General features: G+C 72.2%; 15 protein-coding genes and 1 tRNA gene. 8 read left to right on the top strand and 8 right to left on the bottom strand.

Translation table 11 applies throughout. From position 1 onward, the window contains the following. The first annotated feature begins 93 nt into the window (after positions 1–93). On the top strand, positions 94–2,391 hold the full coding sequence (locus OERS_RS10630) for a choice-of-anchor I family protein (protein ID WP_068625732.1): 2,298 nt from the start codon (positions 94–96) through the stop codon (positions 2,389–2,391). Between the two features lie 5 nt (positions 2,392–2,396). After that, positions 2,397–3,467, top strand: coding sequence for a WxL protein peptidoglycan domain-containing protein (locus OERS_RS10625; RefSeq protein WP_083201376.1), 1,071 nt, complete (start codon positions 2,397–2,399; stop codon positions 3,465–3,467). 208 nt (positions 3,468–3,675) lie between these two features. Here OERS_RS10625 and OERS_RS10620 read toward each other — a convergent pair whose 3' ends face one another. The 7 genes from OERS_RS10620 to OERS_RS10590 all read right to left on the bottom strand — a co-directional run bounded on the left by OERS_RS10620 (position 3,676) and on the right by OERS_RS10590 (position 10,358). Then, positions 3,676–4,929 (bottom strand): MFS transporter, encoded by a 1,254-nt coding sequence (locus tag OERS_RS10620; RefSeq protein ID WP_068625731.1) that lies wholly within the window; start codon positions 4,927–4,929, stop codon positions 3,676–3,678. After that, on the bottom strand, positions 4,926–5,660 hold the full coding sequence (locus OERS_RS21745) for an ArsR/SmtB family transcription factor (protein ID WP_068625730.1): 735 nt from the start codon (positions 5,658–5,660) through the stop codon (positions 4,926–4,928). The genes OERS_RS10620 and OERS_RS21745 overlap by 4 nt, the downstream gene beginning before the upstream one ends. Before the next feature lie 163 nt (positions 5,661–5,823). Further along, a complete protein-coding gene (locus OERS_RS10610; RefSeq protein ID WP_322788290.1) occupies positions 5,824–6,432 on the bottom strand; it encodes a response regulator transcription factor in 609 nt (202 codons plus the stop codon). Positions 6,433–6,440: 8 nt separating this feature from the next. Further along, a complete protein-coding gene (locus OERS_RS10605; protein ID WP_197486978.1) occupies positions 6,441–7,784 on the bottom strand; it encodes a sensor histidine kinase in 1,344 nt (447 codons plus the stop codon). A 9-nt stretch (positions 7,785–7,793) separates the two neighbouring features. Further along, complete coding sequence (locus OERS_RS10600) at positions 7,794–8,558, bottom strand: ABC transporter permease (protein ID WP_068625728.1); 765 nt, start codon at positions 8,556–8,558, stop codon at positions 7,794–7,796. Continuing rightward, positions 8,558–9,493: an ABC transporter ATP-binding protein gene (locus tag OERS_RS10595; protein ID WP_068625727.1), complete on the bottom strand. Its 936-nt coding sequence runs from the start codon at positions 9,491–9,493 to the stop codon at positions 8,558–8,560. Before OERS_RS10595 ends, OERS_RS10600 begins: the two co-directional genes overlap by 1 nt. A gap of 97 nt (positions 9,494–9,590) precedes the next feature. Then, positions 9,591–10,358, bottom strand: coding sequence for a phosphatase PAP2 family protein (locus OERS_RS10590; protein ID WP_083201375.1), 768 nt, complete (start codon positions 10,356–10,358; stop codon positions 9,591–9,593). Positions 10,359–10,509: 151 nt separating this feature from the next. On the opposite strand from OERS_RS10590, the gene OERS_RS21515 reads away from it, so the two are divergent. From OERS_RS21515 to OERS_RS10570, 5 genes are all read left to right on the top strand, one after another. Beyond that, positions 10,510–10,659, top strand: a complete 150-nt coding sequence (locus OERS_RS21515) for a hypothetical protein (RefSeq protein WP_157257454.1) — start codon at positions 10,510–10,512, stop codon at positions 10,657–10,659. Positions 10,660–10,874: 215 nt separating this feature from the next. After that, entirely contained in the window at positions 10,875–11,513 is a 639-nt protein-coding gene (gene orn, locus OERS_RS10585) for an oligoribonuclease (protein ID WP_369819004.1), read from the top strand. A 69-nt stretch (positions 11,514–11,582) separates the two neighbouring features. Beyond that, positions 11,583–11,658 (top strand) — tRNA-His (locus OERS_RS10580). Positions 11,659–11,787: 129 nt separating this feature from the next. After that, the gene (locus OERS_RS10575) at positions 11,788–13,194 is read left to right on the top strand and encodes an FAD-binding oxidoreductase (RefSeq protein WP_068625739.1); all 1,407 of its coding nucleotides are present in this window, start codon (positions 11,788–11,790) and stop codon (positions 13,192–13,194) included. Next, positions 13,191–14,465: a class I SAM-dependent methyltransferase gene (locus OERS_RS10570; protein ID WP_056648503.1), complete on the top strand. Its 1,275-nt coding sequence runs from the start codon at positions 13,191–13,193 to the stop codon at positions 14,463–14,465. The genes OERS_RS10575 and OERS_RS10570 overlap by 4 nt, the downstream gene beginning before the upstream one ends. Positions 14,466–14,512: 47 nt before the next feature. On the opposite strand, the gene OERS_RS10565 is transcribed toward OERS_RS10570, so the two are convergent. Beyond that, positions 14,513–14,902, bottom strand: coding sequence for a nuclear transport factor 2 family protein (locus tag OERS_RS10565; RefSeq protein WP_068625726.1), 390 nt, complete (start codon positions 14,900–14,902; stop codon positions 14,513–14,515). 309 nt (positions 14,903–15,211) lie between these two features. Between OERS_RS10565 and OERS_RS10560 the strand changes: the two genes are divergently transcribed. Continuing rightward, positions 15,212–15,691: a hypothetical protein gene (locus OERS_RS10560; protein ID WP_056648499.1), complete on the top strand. Its 480-nt coding sequence runs from the start codon at positions 15,212–15,214 to the stop codon at positions 15,689–15,691. Positions 15,692–15,851 lie beyond the last annotated feature (160 nt).

Genomic DNA, 15,851 nt, shown 5'->3' with positions numbered 1-15,851 from the left:
ACGCGCATTCCGTGCTCCTCGTTCCGATGGCCCCGCCTAGGTTCCGAGCGTCTGCCCTGCACCCTGCGGGGCCATCGGAACGAGGAGCACGGAATGCGCGTGGTTCACCAGTCCCGCCTGCGTCACCCGAGGTCGGCCGGGATCGTGGCTGCCGGCCTCACGGTCGCCGTCGCTGCCGGGACGTTCGGAGTCGTCGGCACCGCCGTCGCCGCCCCCGACCCGTCCGTCCCCCCTGCTGTCACCCTCTCGCCGCTCGGCACGTACTCCACGGGCCAGCTCGACGAGTCCGCCGCGGAGATCGTCGCGTTCCACGCGGCCTCGAAGCGCCTGTTCGTCGTCAACGCCCAGTCCGGGAAGGTCGACGTCCTCGACGCCCAGGCCCCCACGGCCCCGACCCGCCTGTTCGAGCTCGCGGTCGGCGGTACGGCCTCCGCGGACGGCTCGGTCGTCGCGGCCGACGCCGTCGTGAACTCCGTCGCGATCCGTCCCGACGGCCTCGCCGTCGCCGCGGTCGAGTCCGGCACCAAGACCGACGACGGGTGGCTCGTGTTCTTCCACGCCGCCGCGCCCGTGACCACGACGGGCGCCGCCCCCACGTCCGCGATCCTCGGCGCCGTGCGCGTGGGCGCGCTGCCCGACATGGTGACGTTCTCGCCCGACGGCACGCGCATCGCGGTCGCGAACGAGGGCGAGCCCGCGGACGACTACAGCGTCGACCCCGAGGGCTCGATCTCGATCGTCACGGCCCCCGCGAGCCTCGCGAGCGCCACCCAGGGCGACGTCCGCACCGCGACGTTCCACGCGTTCGAGGCCGGCGGCTCCAGGACGCTGCCGGCCGGTGTCCGGGTGTTCGGCGGCCGCGAGGCCGCGGGCACGGGCGTCCCCCAGCGGCCCGTCTCGGAGAACCTCGAGCCCGAGTACATCGCCTGGGACGCGACCGGCACGGTCGCCTACGCGAGCGTCCAGGAGGCGAACGCGCTCGCGGTCGTCGACGTCGCGAGCGCGAGCGTGACCGACCTGCTGCCGCTCGGGACGCAGGACCACCTCGCCGCGGGCAAGGGGCTCGACGCGTCCGACAAGGACGGGAAGATCGACATCCGCTCCTGGCCCGTCAAGGGCCTCTACCAGCCCGACACGATCGCCTCGTACCAGGCGGGCGGCGCGACCTACCTCGTGACCGCGAACGAGGGCGACTCGCGCGACTGGAAGGGCTGGTCCGAGGTCAAGCGCGTCAAGGACCTCGGCAAGAAGGGCGTGCCCGGCCTGTGCGCCGACGCGTTCTCGTCGTTCGTCGGCGCGTCCGGCAACCCCGCGACGCTCGCCGACCTCACCGCGGACGCCCACCTGGGCCGGCTCAACATCAGCACCGCGAGCGGCCTGCGCGCCGACGGCTCGTGCTACGAGGAGCTGTACTCGTACGGGTCGCGCTCGTTCTCGATCTGGTCGACCGACGGCCGCCAGGTCTTCGACTCGGGCGACGCGTTCGAGCAGCTCGTGGCCTCGGTCGAGCCCGGCTTCTTCAACTCGAACCACACCGAGTCCGGGTTCGACGGGCGCAGCGACGACAAGGGGCCCGAGCCCGAGGGGCTCACCCTGGGTGAGGTCGGCGGACGCACGTACGCGTTCATCGGCTTCGAGCGCGTGGGCGGGATCGCGGTCTTCGACGTGACCGACCCCGCGCAGGCGACTTACGTCTCCTACGTCAACAACCGCAACTTCTCGGTGAGCGCCGAGGCGACGCCCGAGAAGCTCGCCGAGGCCGGCGACCTGGGTCCTGAGGGCCTCACGTTCGTCCCGGCGAGCGACTCGCCCACGGGCGCGCCGCTCCTCGCCGTCGGGAACGAGGTCTCGGGCACCACGACGTTCTACGGCGTCGACGTGCCCGGCGCCGAGCCCGGAGACGGCCAGATCGACCTCACGGTCACCATCCCGGCCGCGCCCGTCGAGCCGGGCGAGTTCGTCTGGACGATCGACGGTGGCGCCCGCGTGGTCGACCTCGGCACGGCCCGGCTCGCGGGCGACCACCTCGCAGCGACCGGCCGCCTGGGCGCCGTGACGGTGACGGACACCCGAGCGACCGCCCCCGCCTGGTCCGTCTCGGCGCAGGTCGGGGACTTCACCACGACCGCCGGGGCGCGCACGCTCCCCGGCAAGCACCTCGGGTGGACGCCCGCACTGGTCACGGCCGGCGGCGGGACGCTCGCCGGCGCTCCGGTGGCCTCGGGCCTGGTGAGCGGCAACGGCCTGGCCGACTCCGCCCTGCTCGGGTCCGCAGCGGCCGGGCACGAGCCGGGCAGCGCGGTCCTCGGGGCAGACCTGGACCTGCGCTTCCCGGTCGACGCGGCGGCCGGGACGTACACGGCCACGCTGACCCTCACGGCGATCGGCTGACCGACATGACCCGTCGCATCGTGCACACCGGCACGGCGACCTTCCCGTCCCGCAGCGCGGCGGGTCCCGTGCGCGGTGTCGCGGCGGCGCTCCTGCTCGGGGCGGTGGCAGCGCTGCTGTCCGCCGCCCCGGCCGGCGCCACGGCTCAGCCCGTCGCTCTGCCGGTGACCTGGGGCGTCGCCCCTGCCTCCGCCCCGACCTTCGACTTCGCCCTGGAACCCGGCGCGACCCTCACCGACCAGCTCGTCGTGACCAACCACGGCGAGGTCCCGCTCGACCTCGCGGTCTACGCCGCGGACGCCTTCACCTCACCTACGGGAGCGCTCGACGTCCTGCCGGCCGGCACGGCATCCGAGGACCTGGGCGCCTGGATCTCGACCGACGTCCCGCAGGTCGCGGTCGCCCCCGGCGAGCGCGCGACGGTCCCCTTCACCCTCACGGTCCCGGCCGACGCCACGCCCGGCGACCACACGGCCGCGGTCGTGACCTCGCTCGTGACGGGCGCGGGAGCGGGTGGGGTCGCGGTCGACCGGCGCCTCGGCACGCGTGTCCTGGTCCGCGTCGCGGGCGACCTCGCCCCGTCCGCGACCGTCACGGACGTCGACGCCGACTACGCCGGGTCGTGGAACCCCGCCGGCACGGGCGACGCGCACCTCACGTTCACGGTGACCAACACGGGCAACGTGCGTCTCACGGGCCCGCTCGCGGCGACGGTCGCCGGCCCCATGGGTGTCGGGGCCGTCTCGGTCCCGCTGGGCGACCTCCCCGAGCTCCTGCCGGGCGACGCGATCACCCTCACGGGCACCGCGGCGGGGGTCGCGCCGCTCGGGTGCCTGGCGGCGTCGGTCGCGCTCGCGCCCGTGGTCGCCACGACGGCGACCACCACCCTGCCCGACGACGCCACCTCCCACGCCCTCGACCCCGCCACGGGCGAGGCTCACCTGTGGGCGGTCCCGTGGTCGGTGCTCGCGGTGGCGGCCCTCCTCGTGGGTGCGGTGCTCGCGTGGCGGACGCTGCGCCGTCGGGCACGCGTGCGCTTCGAGGCTGCGGTCCAGGACGCGCTCGCGGCTGCCTGACCGCCTGACCCCGCCACGGCCTGTTCCGGACCGCCACCGGCAGGCACGCACCGCCCCGGACGGACACCGGGCGCCCCGGTTGTCAGAAGTGGGCCGGGGTATCCCCCGGCCCACTTCTGACAACACATCCGTGGCACGTCGTTGCGGCGGCCGGCCCGCGGTCCTCACCCCTCGGTCGCCGGCCCCCCCAGCCGCCAACCGTCAGCTCTCAGCCCTCAGCCGTCGCCCCGGCCACCGCAGCCTCCTCGGCCGCCGACGCACGCGACCCCTTGAGCGAGAGCAGCATCGAGACGGCGAGCCCGGCCGCGGTCAGCCCGACCAGCAGGCGGTAGTCGACGACCCCGACGACGGCCGCCGCGACCACGGTCATGACGAGCTGCGGGACGTTGAGCAGCATGTTCGTCGCTGCCGACGTGCGCCCCTGGAGCGTGGCCGGCGTCTTGAGCTGGCGCTCGGTGACGAACCCGACGATCGCCCACGTGACCCCCAGGCCGATCGCGCCCATGCCCACGACGATCGCCACGAGGTTCGTGCCCAGCGCGGGCAGGATGCCGAGCGTCACGATCCCGAGCGCGAGCGCGACCAGTCGCTGCGACCCGATCCGCTTGATCATGCGCGCGGCCGTGAGACCCGCGACGATCGCCGTGACGCCCTGGACGCTCGAGATGGGCCCGAGCATCTCCGGCCCCAGCCCCAGGCCTCTCTCGATGATCGCGAAGCTCACCGCGTTGAGCACACCCACGGCCCCGAACCCGACCGCGAGCGCCACCGTCAGGACGCCGAGCGGGGCGGTGCGGAAAAGGTGTCGGAACCCCGCCGTGACCTCGGCGAGGAACGGCTCGCGCTCGTCCTGCGGCGTCGGCGGGGTCTCCACGAGCACGATCCGGGACACGAAGAACGCCGCGACCACGAACGCGACCACGGCCGAGACCACGAGGGGCAGCGGCCCGACCGCGACGTACACACCAGCGCCGATCACCGGCATGACGAGGCGGAACGTCTGGTCGATCGTCGTGAGCCGGCCGTTGGCGGCGCCCAGGGCCTCGTCGGGCAGCAGATCACGGATGAGTCCCGACTGGGCCGCGGCCGTCGCGAACCCGATCCCCGAGTACAGGACCGTGACCACGAAGATCAGCCAGACCTGTCCAGGACCGCGCACGGCGAACAGCGAGAGCAGCGAGACCGCGCCGACAAGGTAGGCCACGATCATCATGCGGCGGCGCGAGACGCGGTCGGCGACCTGGCCGAGCAGCGGCGAGACGAGCGCCGGGAGGCCCAGGGCCGCGAAGACCAGGCCCGCGGTGCCGTTCGAGCCCGTGAGGTCCATGACCCACACCGCGAAGATGATCGCGAGGACCGAGTCCGCGAAGTTCGTGAATCCCCACGTGACCGTGAGGAAGCGGAAGGGCCGGGTGCGCAGCGCCTGCTTGACCAGGGTCGCCTCGTCGATGGTCGTGCTCATGCGCGGGGCTCCTCGCCGGTCGGCAGCTCGACCGTGACCGGGCCGTCCGCGGGCGCGCCCGGGGTCCGGGCCGCGGGGCTCCCGGCGTCCGGCGGCGCGTCGGGGTCGAACGGGTCCGCGTTGACGACGCCGAAGAACCGCGCGGGCCGCGATCCCTCGGGGCGCAGCTCGGGGTGCGTCCAGCGACCTTCGAAGCGGTCCGTGATCGCCTGGAGCTCGCGCGAGAGCTCGGTCAGCTCCTCGGGCGTCGCCCAGAACGAGCTCTTGGTCATGACCGAGGCGAGCAGCCACTCGTGGGGCTGGCGGGGCGCGCTGTCGATCCACTGCGCGACCCGCGCCGCCTCCTGGTCGACGACGATCCGCGCGAGCTCGCCCGCGGCCCGCAGCGACTCGGGCTGCTCGGGGTCGTAGCGGCTGGTCCGTCCGGTGCCCACGGGCTTCCACGGCTTCTCGCGCCCGACCCGCTCGGCCGGCTCGACGAACCCGTACTTGGCGAGCATGCGCAGGTGGAACGAGCAGCTCGCGACCGACTCCCCCGTGACCTCGGCGCAGCGCGTGGCCGTGGCCTGGCCCTCGTCGTCGAGCAGGTCGAGGATCGCGAGGCGCAGCGGGTGCGCCAGGGCCCGGATGCGCTCCGGGTCGGAGGTCGTGACGGCCTCGTCGCGCTGCGCCGGGGCCGGGGCCTGTGCGGGCGGGTGCGCGACGTCGTCGGGCGGGGTGCTGGCTGGCATGCCGCCACCCTACGACTCTAAAGAAGTCTTGCGCAAGAGTTCTTTAGAATGCTCCCGGCTCGAGCGGCCGACTGCCGTCGCGCAGCTCGCCGCCCGACGTGGCCCCGCCGGCTCCGTCTGCCCCGTCGGCCCCGTCGGCCGCATCCGACCATGCCCGCGGGACTCACGTCAGCAGGCGACGGCGGTAGCCCTCGGCCACCGCCGAGGCCCGATCGCGGACGCCCAGCTTGTCGTAGACGTGCTGCAGATGGGTCTTGATGCTCGCCTCGCCGATGAACAACGTCGCAGCGGCCTCTCGGTTCGAGCTGCCGTTCGCGACCAGCTGCAGAACCTCCTTCTCGCGATCGGTCAGCGTGCCCGCGCCGGGCCTGCGCACCTGCCCCATGAGGTGCTGCGTCACCGACGGTGCGAGCACCGACTCTCCGCGCGCTGCCGCACGGACCGCTCGCATCAGCTCGTCGGGCAGCGCATCCTTCAGGAGATAGCCGATCGCCCCCGCCTCGATCGCCGGCAGCACGTCGCTCTCGCTGTCGAAGGTGGTCAGGACCAGCACCCGGGCATCCGGCGCCCGCTCACGCAGGGCCGCCGTCGCGGCGACGCCGTCCATCCTGGGCATCCGAAGGTCCATGAGCACGACGTCCGCAGCCAGCGCCGTCGCCCGTTCGACGCCCTCGGTGCCGTCACCTGCCTCACCGACCACCACGATGTCCTCGACGTCCGCGAAGGTGTCACGCAGGCCGCCTCTCACGACGGGATGGTCGTCGACGATCACCAGTCGAATCATCGGTCGGTCTCCTCCGTCGCTCGCGCGCCCCCGGGAGAGATCGCCGGGACGCGCGCGCTGACGGACGTCCCTTCGCCCGGCGTGCTCTGCACCTCGATGTGACCGCCGACGCCCCTGATGCGCTGGCGCATGCTCGTCAGGCCGAACCCGGCGCCGCCCCCTCTCGCGAACCCGCGTCCGTCGTCCCGCACGTCCAGCAGCACCTCGGGGCCCGTGTACGAGAGCGTGACGCCGACGCGCGAGGCCTCGGCGTGCTTCGCCACGTTGGTCAGCGACTCCTGCGCGACCCGGAAGAGCGACACCTCGATCGCCGGGCTCAGCGGCTCGCGGGTGCCGGTGACCTCCACCTGCGCACTGATCCCCTGGTCCTGCGACCATCGTTCGGTCAACGTGCGCAGCGCGTCGGGAAGGTGCGCTCGGCCGAGCTCCCGGGGAGCGAGCGCCTGCACGGAACGTCTGGCCTCGGTCAGGCTGCTGCGCGCGAGCCGGAGCGCGCGCTCGACGTGCTCGTCCTTCTCACCCCGTGCCCCGGCGGAACGCTCCGCAGCCTGGAGCTGCGTGATGATGCCGGCGAGCCCCTGGGCCAGGGTGTCGTGGATCTCGCCGGCCAGCCGCTGCCGCTCGTCGTGCGCCCCGGACTCCCGGGCCTGAGCGACGAGCTGGGCGTGGAGCCCGGCGTTCTCGTGCAGCGCCGCCTCGAGCCGCTCGACGAGCTCCTCGCGCTTGCGCTCCTCCGGCTCGCTCCGCGCCGTCAGCAGGATCCCCACCCCGATCGCCGCGGTCTGCACCGCGACGATCAGGAGGAGCTCCGCGAAGACCTCCGGGGTCGGGTCGACCCACACGCTCATCGCCGAGCCGTTGAGGGCCACGGAGGTGGCCAGCACCGCGAGCACGCCCACGGGCCACGGCCTGAGGAGGTACGCCTGGAAGAAGCACGCGACCGTGAAGACGAGGAACACGTCGGAGTACGTCATCAGGGCGACGCACAGCGCCAGCAGCCCGACGAAGTAGATGCCGGCCGGCACCGGCCGGAGCGCCCTGCGCCGCAGGGGCAGCGTCTGCCCGAACAGCACCCACAGGGCCGAGACCGCGACCAGCCCGAGGACGGAGGCGCCCTCGGGCCAGAAGCGTTCACCGGAGGCCGGCAGCACCTGCGAGAAGTAGATCGCCGTCGAGATCGTCAGCAGGAGCCACGGCGTGACCAGCTGCAGGAGGTCCCAGACCCGCAGCTGCTCCTTCCTCCAGGCCAACCGGGAGCGGTGCGCGATCTCCGCCTCTTCCGCGACGGTGGACTCGAGCGTCGCAGGGATCGGCCGCTCGTCGGCCCCGACGTCCCCCATCTTCGACACCTACTCCCAGCGGAAGAGTCGTGCGGCGATCGCGCTCGCGATCACCGCGATACCCGCCATCATGGCGATCTGCAGCCAGAACGGCTGCCCGCCGGCGGTGGCGGTGATCTCGCCCGCCTCGGTGGACCACGCAGCGGTGAGCGCCTGCAGCCCGGGCGGGACGACCTCACCGACCTCGCGCAGCGCGTCGGGCATGAGGACACGGGGCAGGAAGGCCCCGCCGAAGAACATTAGCGCAACGAAAAGGAGGGTGCCGATCTGGTTCGCGGCGCTGCTCGTGCGGACCACGGCGGCGGAGATCAGGCCGATCCCGAGCAGTGCCGCATAGCCGACGACGAAGGCGACGACGAACTCCAGCGGCCGCTCGGGCGGTGCGATGTCCAGCACCGCCCACGCGAAGAAGATCAAGAGCACCGCGGAGACGACCACGGAGCCGAACGCCACGATCATCTGTGCGGACAGGATGCTGCGCGGATGCGCAGGAGTGGTCGACAGCCTGCGCAGGATGCCGCGCTCCCGGTAGGTCGCGATCACCACCGGGACGTGCTGCACGGCGATCATCACCATGCCGAACACCAGTGCGGTCGGCGCCCAGACGTCGATGGCCCGGAGCCCACCGGTCTCCGGCGTCACCTCGCCGAGCGCCGGGACAGCCCCCAGCCCGAGCAGCAGTCCCGTCGGGAACAGCACACCGAAGACCACGGTGGCCGAGTCGCGGAGGAAGAGCTTCGTCTCGACCGTGACCATCTTCAGGCGAGCGCGCATCAGCCGACCTTCCTCTCGGAGCCTTCGGTGGATTCCGGGGCGCGTCCCGTGAAGGCCACGAACGCGTCGTCGAGGGTGCGCTGGTCGACGCGGAGGTCTTCCGCGACGACCTGCGCCCGGGCGAGCGCCCCCACGACGCCGCTCACGAGCTGCTCCCTGCCGGTGACCAGCCAGGAGCCCTCGACGACCTCGACACGGCTCACCTCGGGAAGCTCGGTGAGGATGCTCCTGTCCAGCGGCCGGCTCACACGGAACCGGATCTGCTGCTCCGCGGTCGCCTGCGCGATCAGCCCCGCGGGCGTGTCCACCGCGACGACCCGGCCGCCGTCGATCACGGCGATCCGGTCGCTGAGGCGCTCCGCCTCGTCCATGAAGTGCGTCACGAGGAGGATCGTGACGCCTGTGTCACGGACCCGTTCGACGAGGCTCCAGGTGTCCCGCCTCGCCTGCGGGTCCAGGCCCGTCGTGAGCTCGTCGAGGATCGCGACCTTCGGGTTGCCGACCAGGGCGAGCGCGATCGAGAGCCGCTGCTTCTGCCCTCCCGAGAGCGCCTTGTACCGCGTGCTGCGCTTCTCGGTGAGACCGAGCAGCTCCATGAGCTCGCGCCAGTCGACGGGGTCCCGGTAGAAGGAGCTGTAGAGATCGAGCGCCTCGGAGACCGTGATCGCGTCGGGGAAGCTGCTCTCCTGCAGCTGCACGCCGAGTCGCTCGCGCACCTCCGCCCGGTCCGTGACCGGGTCGAGCCCCAGCACGGAGATCGAGCCCGAGTCGGGCGTCCGCAGGCCGGCGATGCTCTCGACGGTCGTCGTCTTGCCGGCACCGTTGGGCCCGATGATGCCGAAGATCTCCCCCTCCTCGACGGTGAAGGAGACGTCGTCGACGGCGACGTGCTGCCCGTTGCGCTTGTGCAGGTGTCGTACTTCCAGTGCGGTCATGCTGCGAGGCTATGGACGCACCACCCCGTGCCGCATCGACCGTTGCGCCTGGGCTCGGGTGGATGCGCGCATCCACCGTTCGGTGGACCTGCAGCACTCAGTCCGAGCTCCCGGCGCGTGGCTGCTCCCCCAGGTCGTGCAGCCTGTCGATCACCACCACGCCCCCGAGCACCGCGACCGCGAGGCTCGCGCCCGCGAGCACGTCGGTCACGAAGTGATACCCCAGGTACAGCCGGCTGCCCCCCACGACGGCGATCACCACGACGCTCACGACGACCCACAGCACGAGCACGAGCCTGCGCTGCCGCCCTTCCTGCCACTGCCGCCACACGAGGTACCCACCGACGAGCACGAGGGTCGCCGCGCCGATCGTGTGCCCCGACGGGAACGAGAAGCTGCGCTCGACGCCCGGGACGACCATGGCGGCGTCGTCGGGCCGTGGCCTGGCCACGAGCGCCTTGAGGACCGAGGACACGACCGTCGAGGCGATCATGGCCCCGGCCAGCAGGCCGGGCTCCCACCAGCGCTTGGTCGCGAGCCCCCACCACAGGCACCCCACGCCGACGAGGATCGGCAGCACCACCGGGCCGAACAGGTTCGTGACCACGGTCAGGACCGACGTCGCGGCCACGGTCCGGTGCGCGACCATCCACGCGAGCACGGCGTCATCGGTGAACCAGAGGTCGTCGCGCTCGCGCACCGAGTCGTAGACGACCAGGAAGCCCAGCACGCCGATCACGACCAGGACCAGGCCGGGCAGGGCGGCGACGAGCCGCGCGCGCCCCACGCTCCCCGTGCCCGACGGCGCCACCTCCCCCGCGCTCACGTCACGTCGTGCGTCGCTCGGCTCGCTGTCTGCTCCCATCCAGAGAGCCTAGGGAGAAAAAGGCGTGCACCGCCCGGCGAGGAGGTGGTTGTGTTGCACCTATCACCGCGGTGGCGTCCGTCCGGTCAGTACCGGGCGGTGGAGGACCCGGCCAGGTCCACGAATCCGACGTCACGAAAGACGAACCACCATGCATCCCCAGCTCATGCACGACGTCGCCGACCTCGGCCGGCGCGAGCAGCTCCAGGAGCAGACGCTGCGCCGCAGCAGCCTGCGACGGACGACGACCCGCATCCCGGCGCGCACCCGGCAGGCACGCCTGCCGCGTCGCACCGCATGACGGCGCCCGACCGCTCGGCGATCTCCCGCCGACCGGGCACCCACGACCGAAGGCCCTGATCTCCTCGTCACAGGAGTCAGGGCCTTCGTGCTGCCCGGCGCGCGGCAGGGAGCGCGGCCGGAGCGCCGCGGGCGGCCCCTCCCCTGCCCACGGCCTAGGCTGTGGGCGTGAGCCCTGTGAACACCAATGACCGCATCGTGTGGATCGACTGCGAGATGACCGGTCTCGATCTGGGCGCCGACGCGCTCATCGAGGTCGCCGCCGTCGTCACCGACTCCGAGCTGAACGTCCTGGGCGACGGGATCGACGTCCTCATCGCCCCGCCGGCCGAGGCGCTCGAGCAGATGGGCGACTTCGTCCGCGAGATGCACACCACGTCCGGGCTCCTCGAGGAGCTGCCGGGCGGCACCACCATGGCCGACGCGCAGGCCCGCGTGCTCGAGTACATCCGCACCTGGGTCCCCGAGCCGGGCAAGGCACCGCTCGCAGGGAACTCGGTCGGCACCGACAAGACGTTCCTCGAGCGCGACATGCCGGAGCTGGTGGGCCACTTGCACTACCGGATCGTCGACGTCTCCTCGATCAAGGAGCTCGCACGGCGCTGGTACCCGCGCGTGTACTTCGCGTCGCCCGCCAAGACCGGCGGCCACCGTGCGCTGGGCGACATCCTCGACAGCATCGACGAGCTGCGCTACTACCGCGAGGCGCTGTTCGTGCCGCAGCCCGGCACCGACTCCAAGACCGCGAAGGCCGTCGCCGAGCGCATCAAGGAGACCTCGGTCTCCAAGTCGATCGGGGCGTCCGGAACGGCCGCCGAGACCGGGACCGAGCCGGAGGCCGCACCCCTGTCCTGAGACCCCTCAGAAACCAGGTACACTTTTCGACGGCTGCTAAAGAGTTCTTCGGAGCTCGTGCAGGCCGTGGTGGGTATAGCTCAGCTGGTAGAGCACCTGGTTGTGGTCCAGGGGGTCGCGGGTTCAAGTCCCGTTACTCACCCCACGGAGAGAGGCCCCTCGCGTTCGCGCGAGGGGCCTCTTCTCGTTCCGGACGGCCCCCGCCCCGCACGGGCGGCGGGTGTGATTCCGCTCACCGGTGGCGACCTCGCCAGCCCCACCTACAGTGGGTGAGGTGTCAGCCCCCGCGAACGTTGCCGTCCGTGGTGAGCACCAGCACGCCGAAGCCGTGGCCACGCTGGTCCGCTCCGCCGCCGCCGTCGAGCCAGGCCGCCCCTTGCGCCTGGCCAAGAGGACCACGAACCTCTTCCGTCCCAGACGTCCGTCGGACGGGCCGGGCCTCGACGCGTCGGGCCTGACGGGCGTCGTCTCGATCGACCCCGAGGCGGGAACGGCCGACGTCCAGGGCATGTGCACGTACGAGGACCTGGTCGCCGAGACCCTCCCGCACGGCCTCGTGCCGACCGTCGTCCCCCAGCTGCGCACGATCACGGTCGGCGGGGCGCTGGCGGGCCTGGGCATCGAGTCGAGCTCCCTGCGCAACGGCCTTCCCCACGAGGCGGTCCTCGAGCTCGACGTCCTGACGCCCGCGGGCGAGGTCGTCACGGCCGCGCCCTCGGGCGAGCACGCCGACCTCTTCCGCGCGTTCCCCAACTCCTACGGCACGCTCGGGTACGCGACGCGTGCGAGGCTGCGGCTGGACCGCACCGAGCCGTTCGTCGCGGTCCGCAACGTGCGCTTCGGTTCGGTCGCCGAGGTTGCGGCCGCGATCGGCAAGATCGCGGCGGACGGGTCGTGGGACGGCGAGCAGGTCGACTTCTGCGACGGCGTGCTGTTCGACCCGGGCGAGGTGTACCTGTGCCTGGGCAGGTTCGTGGCGGGCGAGGAGGCCCGCACGCTCGCTCCCGCCCCGAGCGACTACACGGGCCAGAAGATCTACTACCTGTCGCTGCGCGAGCGGTCGATCGACGTCCTGCGCACGCAGGACTACCTGTGGCGCTGGGACACCGACTGGTTCTGGTGCTCGCGCGCGTTCGGGGTGCAGAACCCGCTCGTGCGCAGGTTGTGGCCGCGGCGCTGGCGGCGCTCCGACGTCTACCGCAGGATCGTGGGCCTCGACGAGCGCCTGGACCTGACCGGCCACCTCGCCGACCTGCGGCACCGGCCGCGCAACGAGCGCGTGGTCCAAGACGTCGAGGTGCCGCTCGACCAGGTCGAGAGCTTCATGGCGTGGTTCACGGGCCACGTCCCCATGTCCCCGGTGTGGCTGTGCCCGTTGCGGCTCGCGTCGCCCGAGCCGTGGCCCCTGTACCCCCTCGAACCGCACCGCGTGTACGTCAACGTGGGGTTCTGGGGCGGGGTCCCGATCGCCGAAGGGGCGCACGACGGCGACGTGAACCGTCAGATCGAGATGGCGGTCGCCGTCCGGCACGGGCACAAGTCGCTCTACTCGACGTCGACGTACGGCCGCGAGACGTTCGACACCCTCTACGGCGGCCTCGACTACGCGGCCGTCAAGGACCGCTACGACCCGGCGGGGCGCACGCCCACGCTCTACGAGAAGGCGGTGCAGGGAGCATGACGCAGATCGCAGTGGCCGACGTCCTGGACCAGCTGGCCGACGGCCCGCTCCCGTTCGGGTTCACCGCGTACGACGGGTCGAGCGCGGGGCCCGCAGACGCCCCGTTCCACGTCCACCTGGCCAACGAGCGCGGCCTGCGCTACGTCGCGACGGCCCCGGGCGGGCTGGGGCTGGGGCGGGCGTACGTCGCGGGCGACCTCCAGGTCGACGGGGTACCGGCAGGCGACCCGTACCCGCTGCTCAAGGCGGCCGCGGACGGGTTGCGGCTGCGTCGTCCGAGCGCGGCCGAGGCCGCACGGATCGCTCGTGGCCTGGGCCTGGGGGTCCTGCGCCCGCCCGATCCTCCGCCCGAGGAGCACCTGTCGCGGCTGCGCCGGCTCACCGAGGGCCTGCGTCACTCGCGCCGTCGCGACGCCGACGCGATCAGCCACCACTACGACGTCTCGAACGCGTTCTACGAGCGCGTCCTGGGGCCGTCCATGACGTACACGTGCGCGTGCTTCCCCACCCCGCAGTCGACGCTCGAGGAGGCGCAGGAGCACAAGTACGCGCTCGTCGCGGGCAAGCTGGGCCTGCACCCGGGCATGCGCCTGCTCGACGTGGGCTGCGGCTGGGGCGGCATGGTCCGGCACGCGGCCCGCTCAGGCGTCCGGGCCCTCGGGGTCACGTTGTCGCGCCAGCAGGCCGAGTGGGCGCAGGCGCGGATCGAGGCCGAGGGCCTCGCGGACCTCGCCGAGGTCCGCTACGCCGACTACCGGGACGTCACGGAGGGCGGGTTCGACGCCGTGAGCTCGATCGGGCTCACCGAGCACATCGGGGTCGCCAACTACCGCTCGTACTTCACGTTCCTCCAGGGTCGCCTGCGTGACGGCGGGCGCCTGCTCAACCACTCGATCACGCGCCCGACCAACACCGCCCGCCCCCGCGCGGGCGGCTTCATCGACCGGTACGTCTTCCCGGACGGGGAGCTCACGGGATCGGGCCGGATCATCTCGACCATGCAGGACGTGGGTCTCGAGGTGCGGCACGCGGAGAACCTGCGCGAGCACTATGCGATGACACTGCGCGAGTGGGGGGCCAACCTGACCCGCCACTGGGACGAGTGCGTGGCCGACGTCGGGATCGGCACGGCCCGCGTGTGGGGCGTGTACATGGCGGGGTCGCGGCTCGCGTTCGAGCGCAACGAGATCCAGCTGCACCAGGTCCTCGCGGTCCGTCCGGAGCCAGGTGGGGCGGCGGACTTCCCGCTGCGCCCGGACTGGACCCCGTAGGCCCGACGGCGCCGCGCACCGTAGGCGGTCGCGTGCGGCGAGGAGGGTCAGGACCCGTCGCGCGCGGTCGTGAGGTGCGTGTGGGCGCACCGCCACCCGTCGGCGCCTCGGACGAACACGTCGGTGACCCACTCGTCGGAGCTGAACGCCTGCCCGCGATAGCGGCCGGTGGTGGTGCCGCGCCCGGTGAGGACGGCGACGTCCCCCAGGCCTCGCACGCTGCCGGTGATCTTGCTCATCGTCTCGTGCGTGAGATCGCCTGAGCGGACGAGGGCCAGGAAGGTCTCGCGGGACGTGATGCCGTCCTCTCCGACGATCTGCCAGTCGTCGGTCGTGAAGCGGCCGATCGCGTCGGCATCGTTGTCGACGATCGCCCTCCCCCAGTCGGCCTCGACCACCTCGAGCTCGGTCGTGAGGTCGTGCTCCTCGTCGGTCATCCGTCCGCCTCCTGTCGGTGCTCCGTCGTCGCGGGCAGGCGCTCCGTCGAGGGCCGTCGGGACCTTGGTCCCGCCCCTCCGAACCCTTCGGCACTACGCCCCGACGGGCCCCGTCGGATCACTCTTCCTCTCGTTGACAATCTGTCATCTCCGCGTGACAGAGGCCACATTCTCAAGCTTGTGAAGGCATTCACAAGCACGTTAGGGTCAACATATCGAAGCGCTCCCAGCCCCGGGTTCGCACCGAAGATCGGCCCTTTCCGTTCCTCCGTCACAGGTCGTCCGACCTCTTCCTCTGGGAGTCACACCATGAGCACCAGCACCGCTGGTCCCGCCCGGTCCGTCCGTCTCATCGGCCTCGTCACGATGATCGCAGGCCTCGTGCTGCTGCTCGCCGGCGCAGCCACCTGGGCCACCATCTCCTCGCAGCTCGCGGCCGAGAAGATCACCGTCTCCGAGGACGCCTCGATGTTCGGCGGCTCCCAGGTCCGCGGCCCGTTCACCGCGTACGCACAGGCCGAGGTCATCAACAAGCACGCGCTGGCCGCCTCGGAAGGCAAGACCTACGCCGAGCTCGACAAGGAGGACCCAGCCCGTGCGACCGTCATGAACGGCTCGTTCCTCCGCGCCTCGCTCTTCACCTCGGTCGTCTCCTACGGAGTCAGCGCTCTGGTCATGGGCCTCGGTGTCCTGTTCGGCCTCCTCGGCTACGCACTGCGCCGCATCGGAGCAGCTCCTGCCCTGGCCGCCGGTCCCTCGACGACCACTCCTGAGGTCGCCAAGGTCTGATCTCGGACCTTCTCCACCGCACGACCAGCACGACCCGCACGGCAGATCACCCGGCAGATTCTCCCGGCATGGTGAAGGGCCGACGAGCACCAGCTCGTCGGCCCTTCATCACGTCCGGGCCCGGGGGCCTGCTGTCGCGGGGATCGTCACCGCGTCGGCG

Origin of the sequence: Oerskovia enterophila (assembly GCF_001692445.1) — a bacterium.
Classification (GTDB): Bacteria; Actinomycetota; Actinomycetes; order Actinomycetales; family Cellulomonadaceae; genus Oerskovia; species Oerskovia enterophila.
The sequence above is the reverse complement of the archived record's forward strand: the minus strand, read 5'-3'. Positions and strand labels throughout refer to the sequence as shown.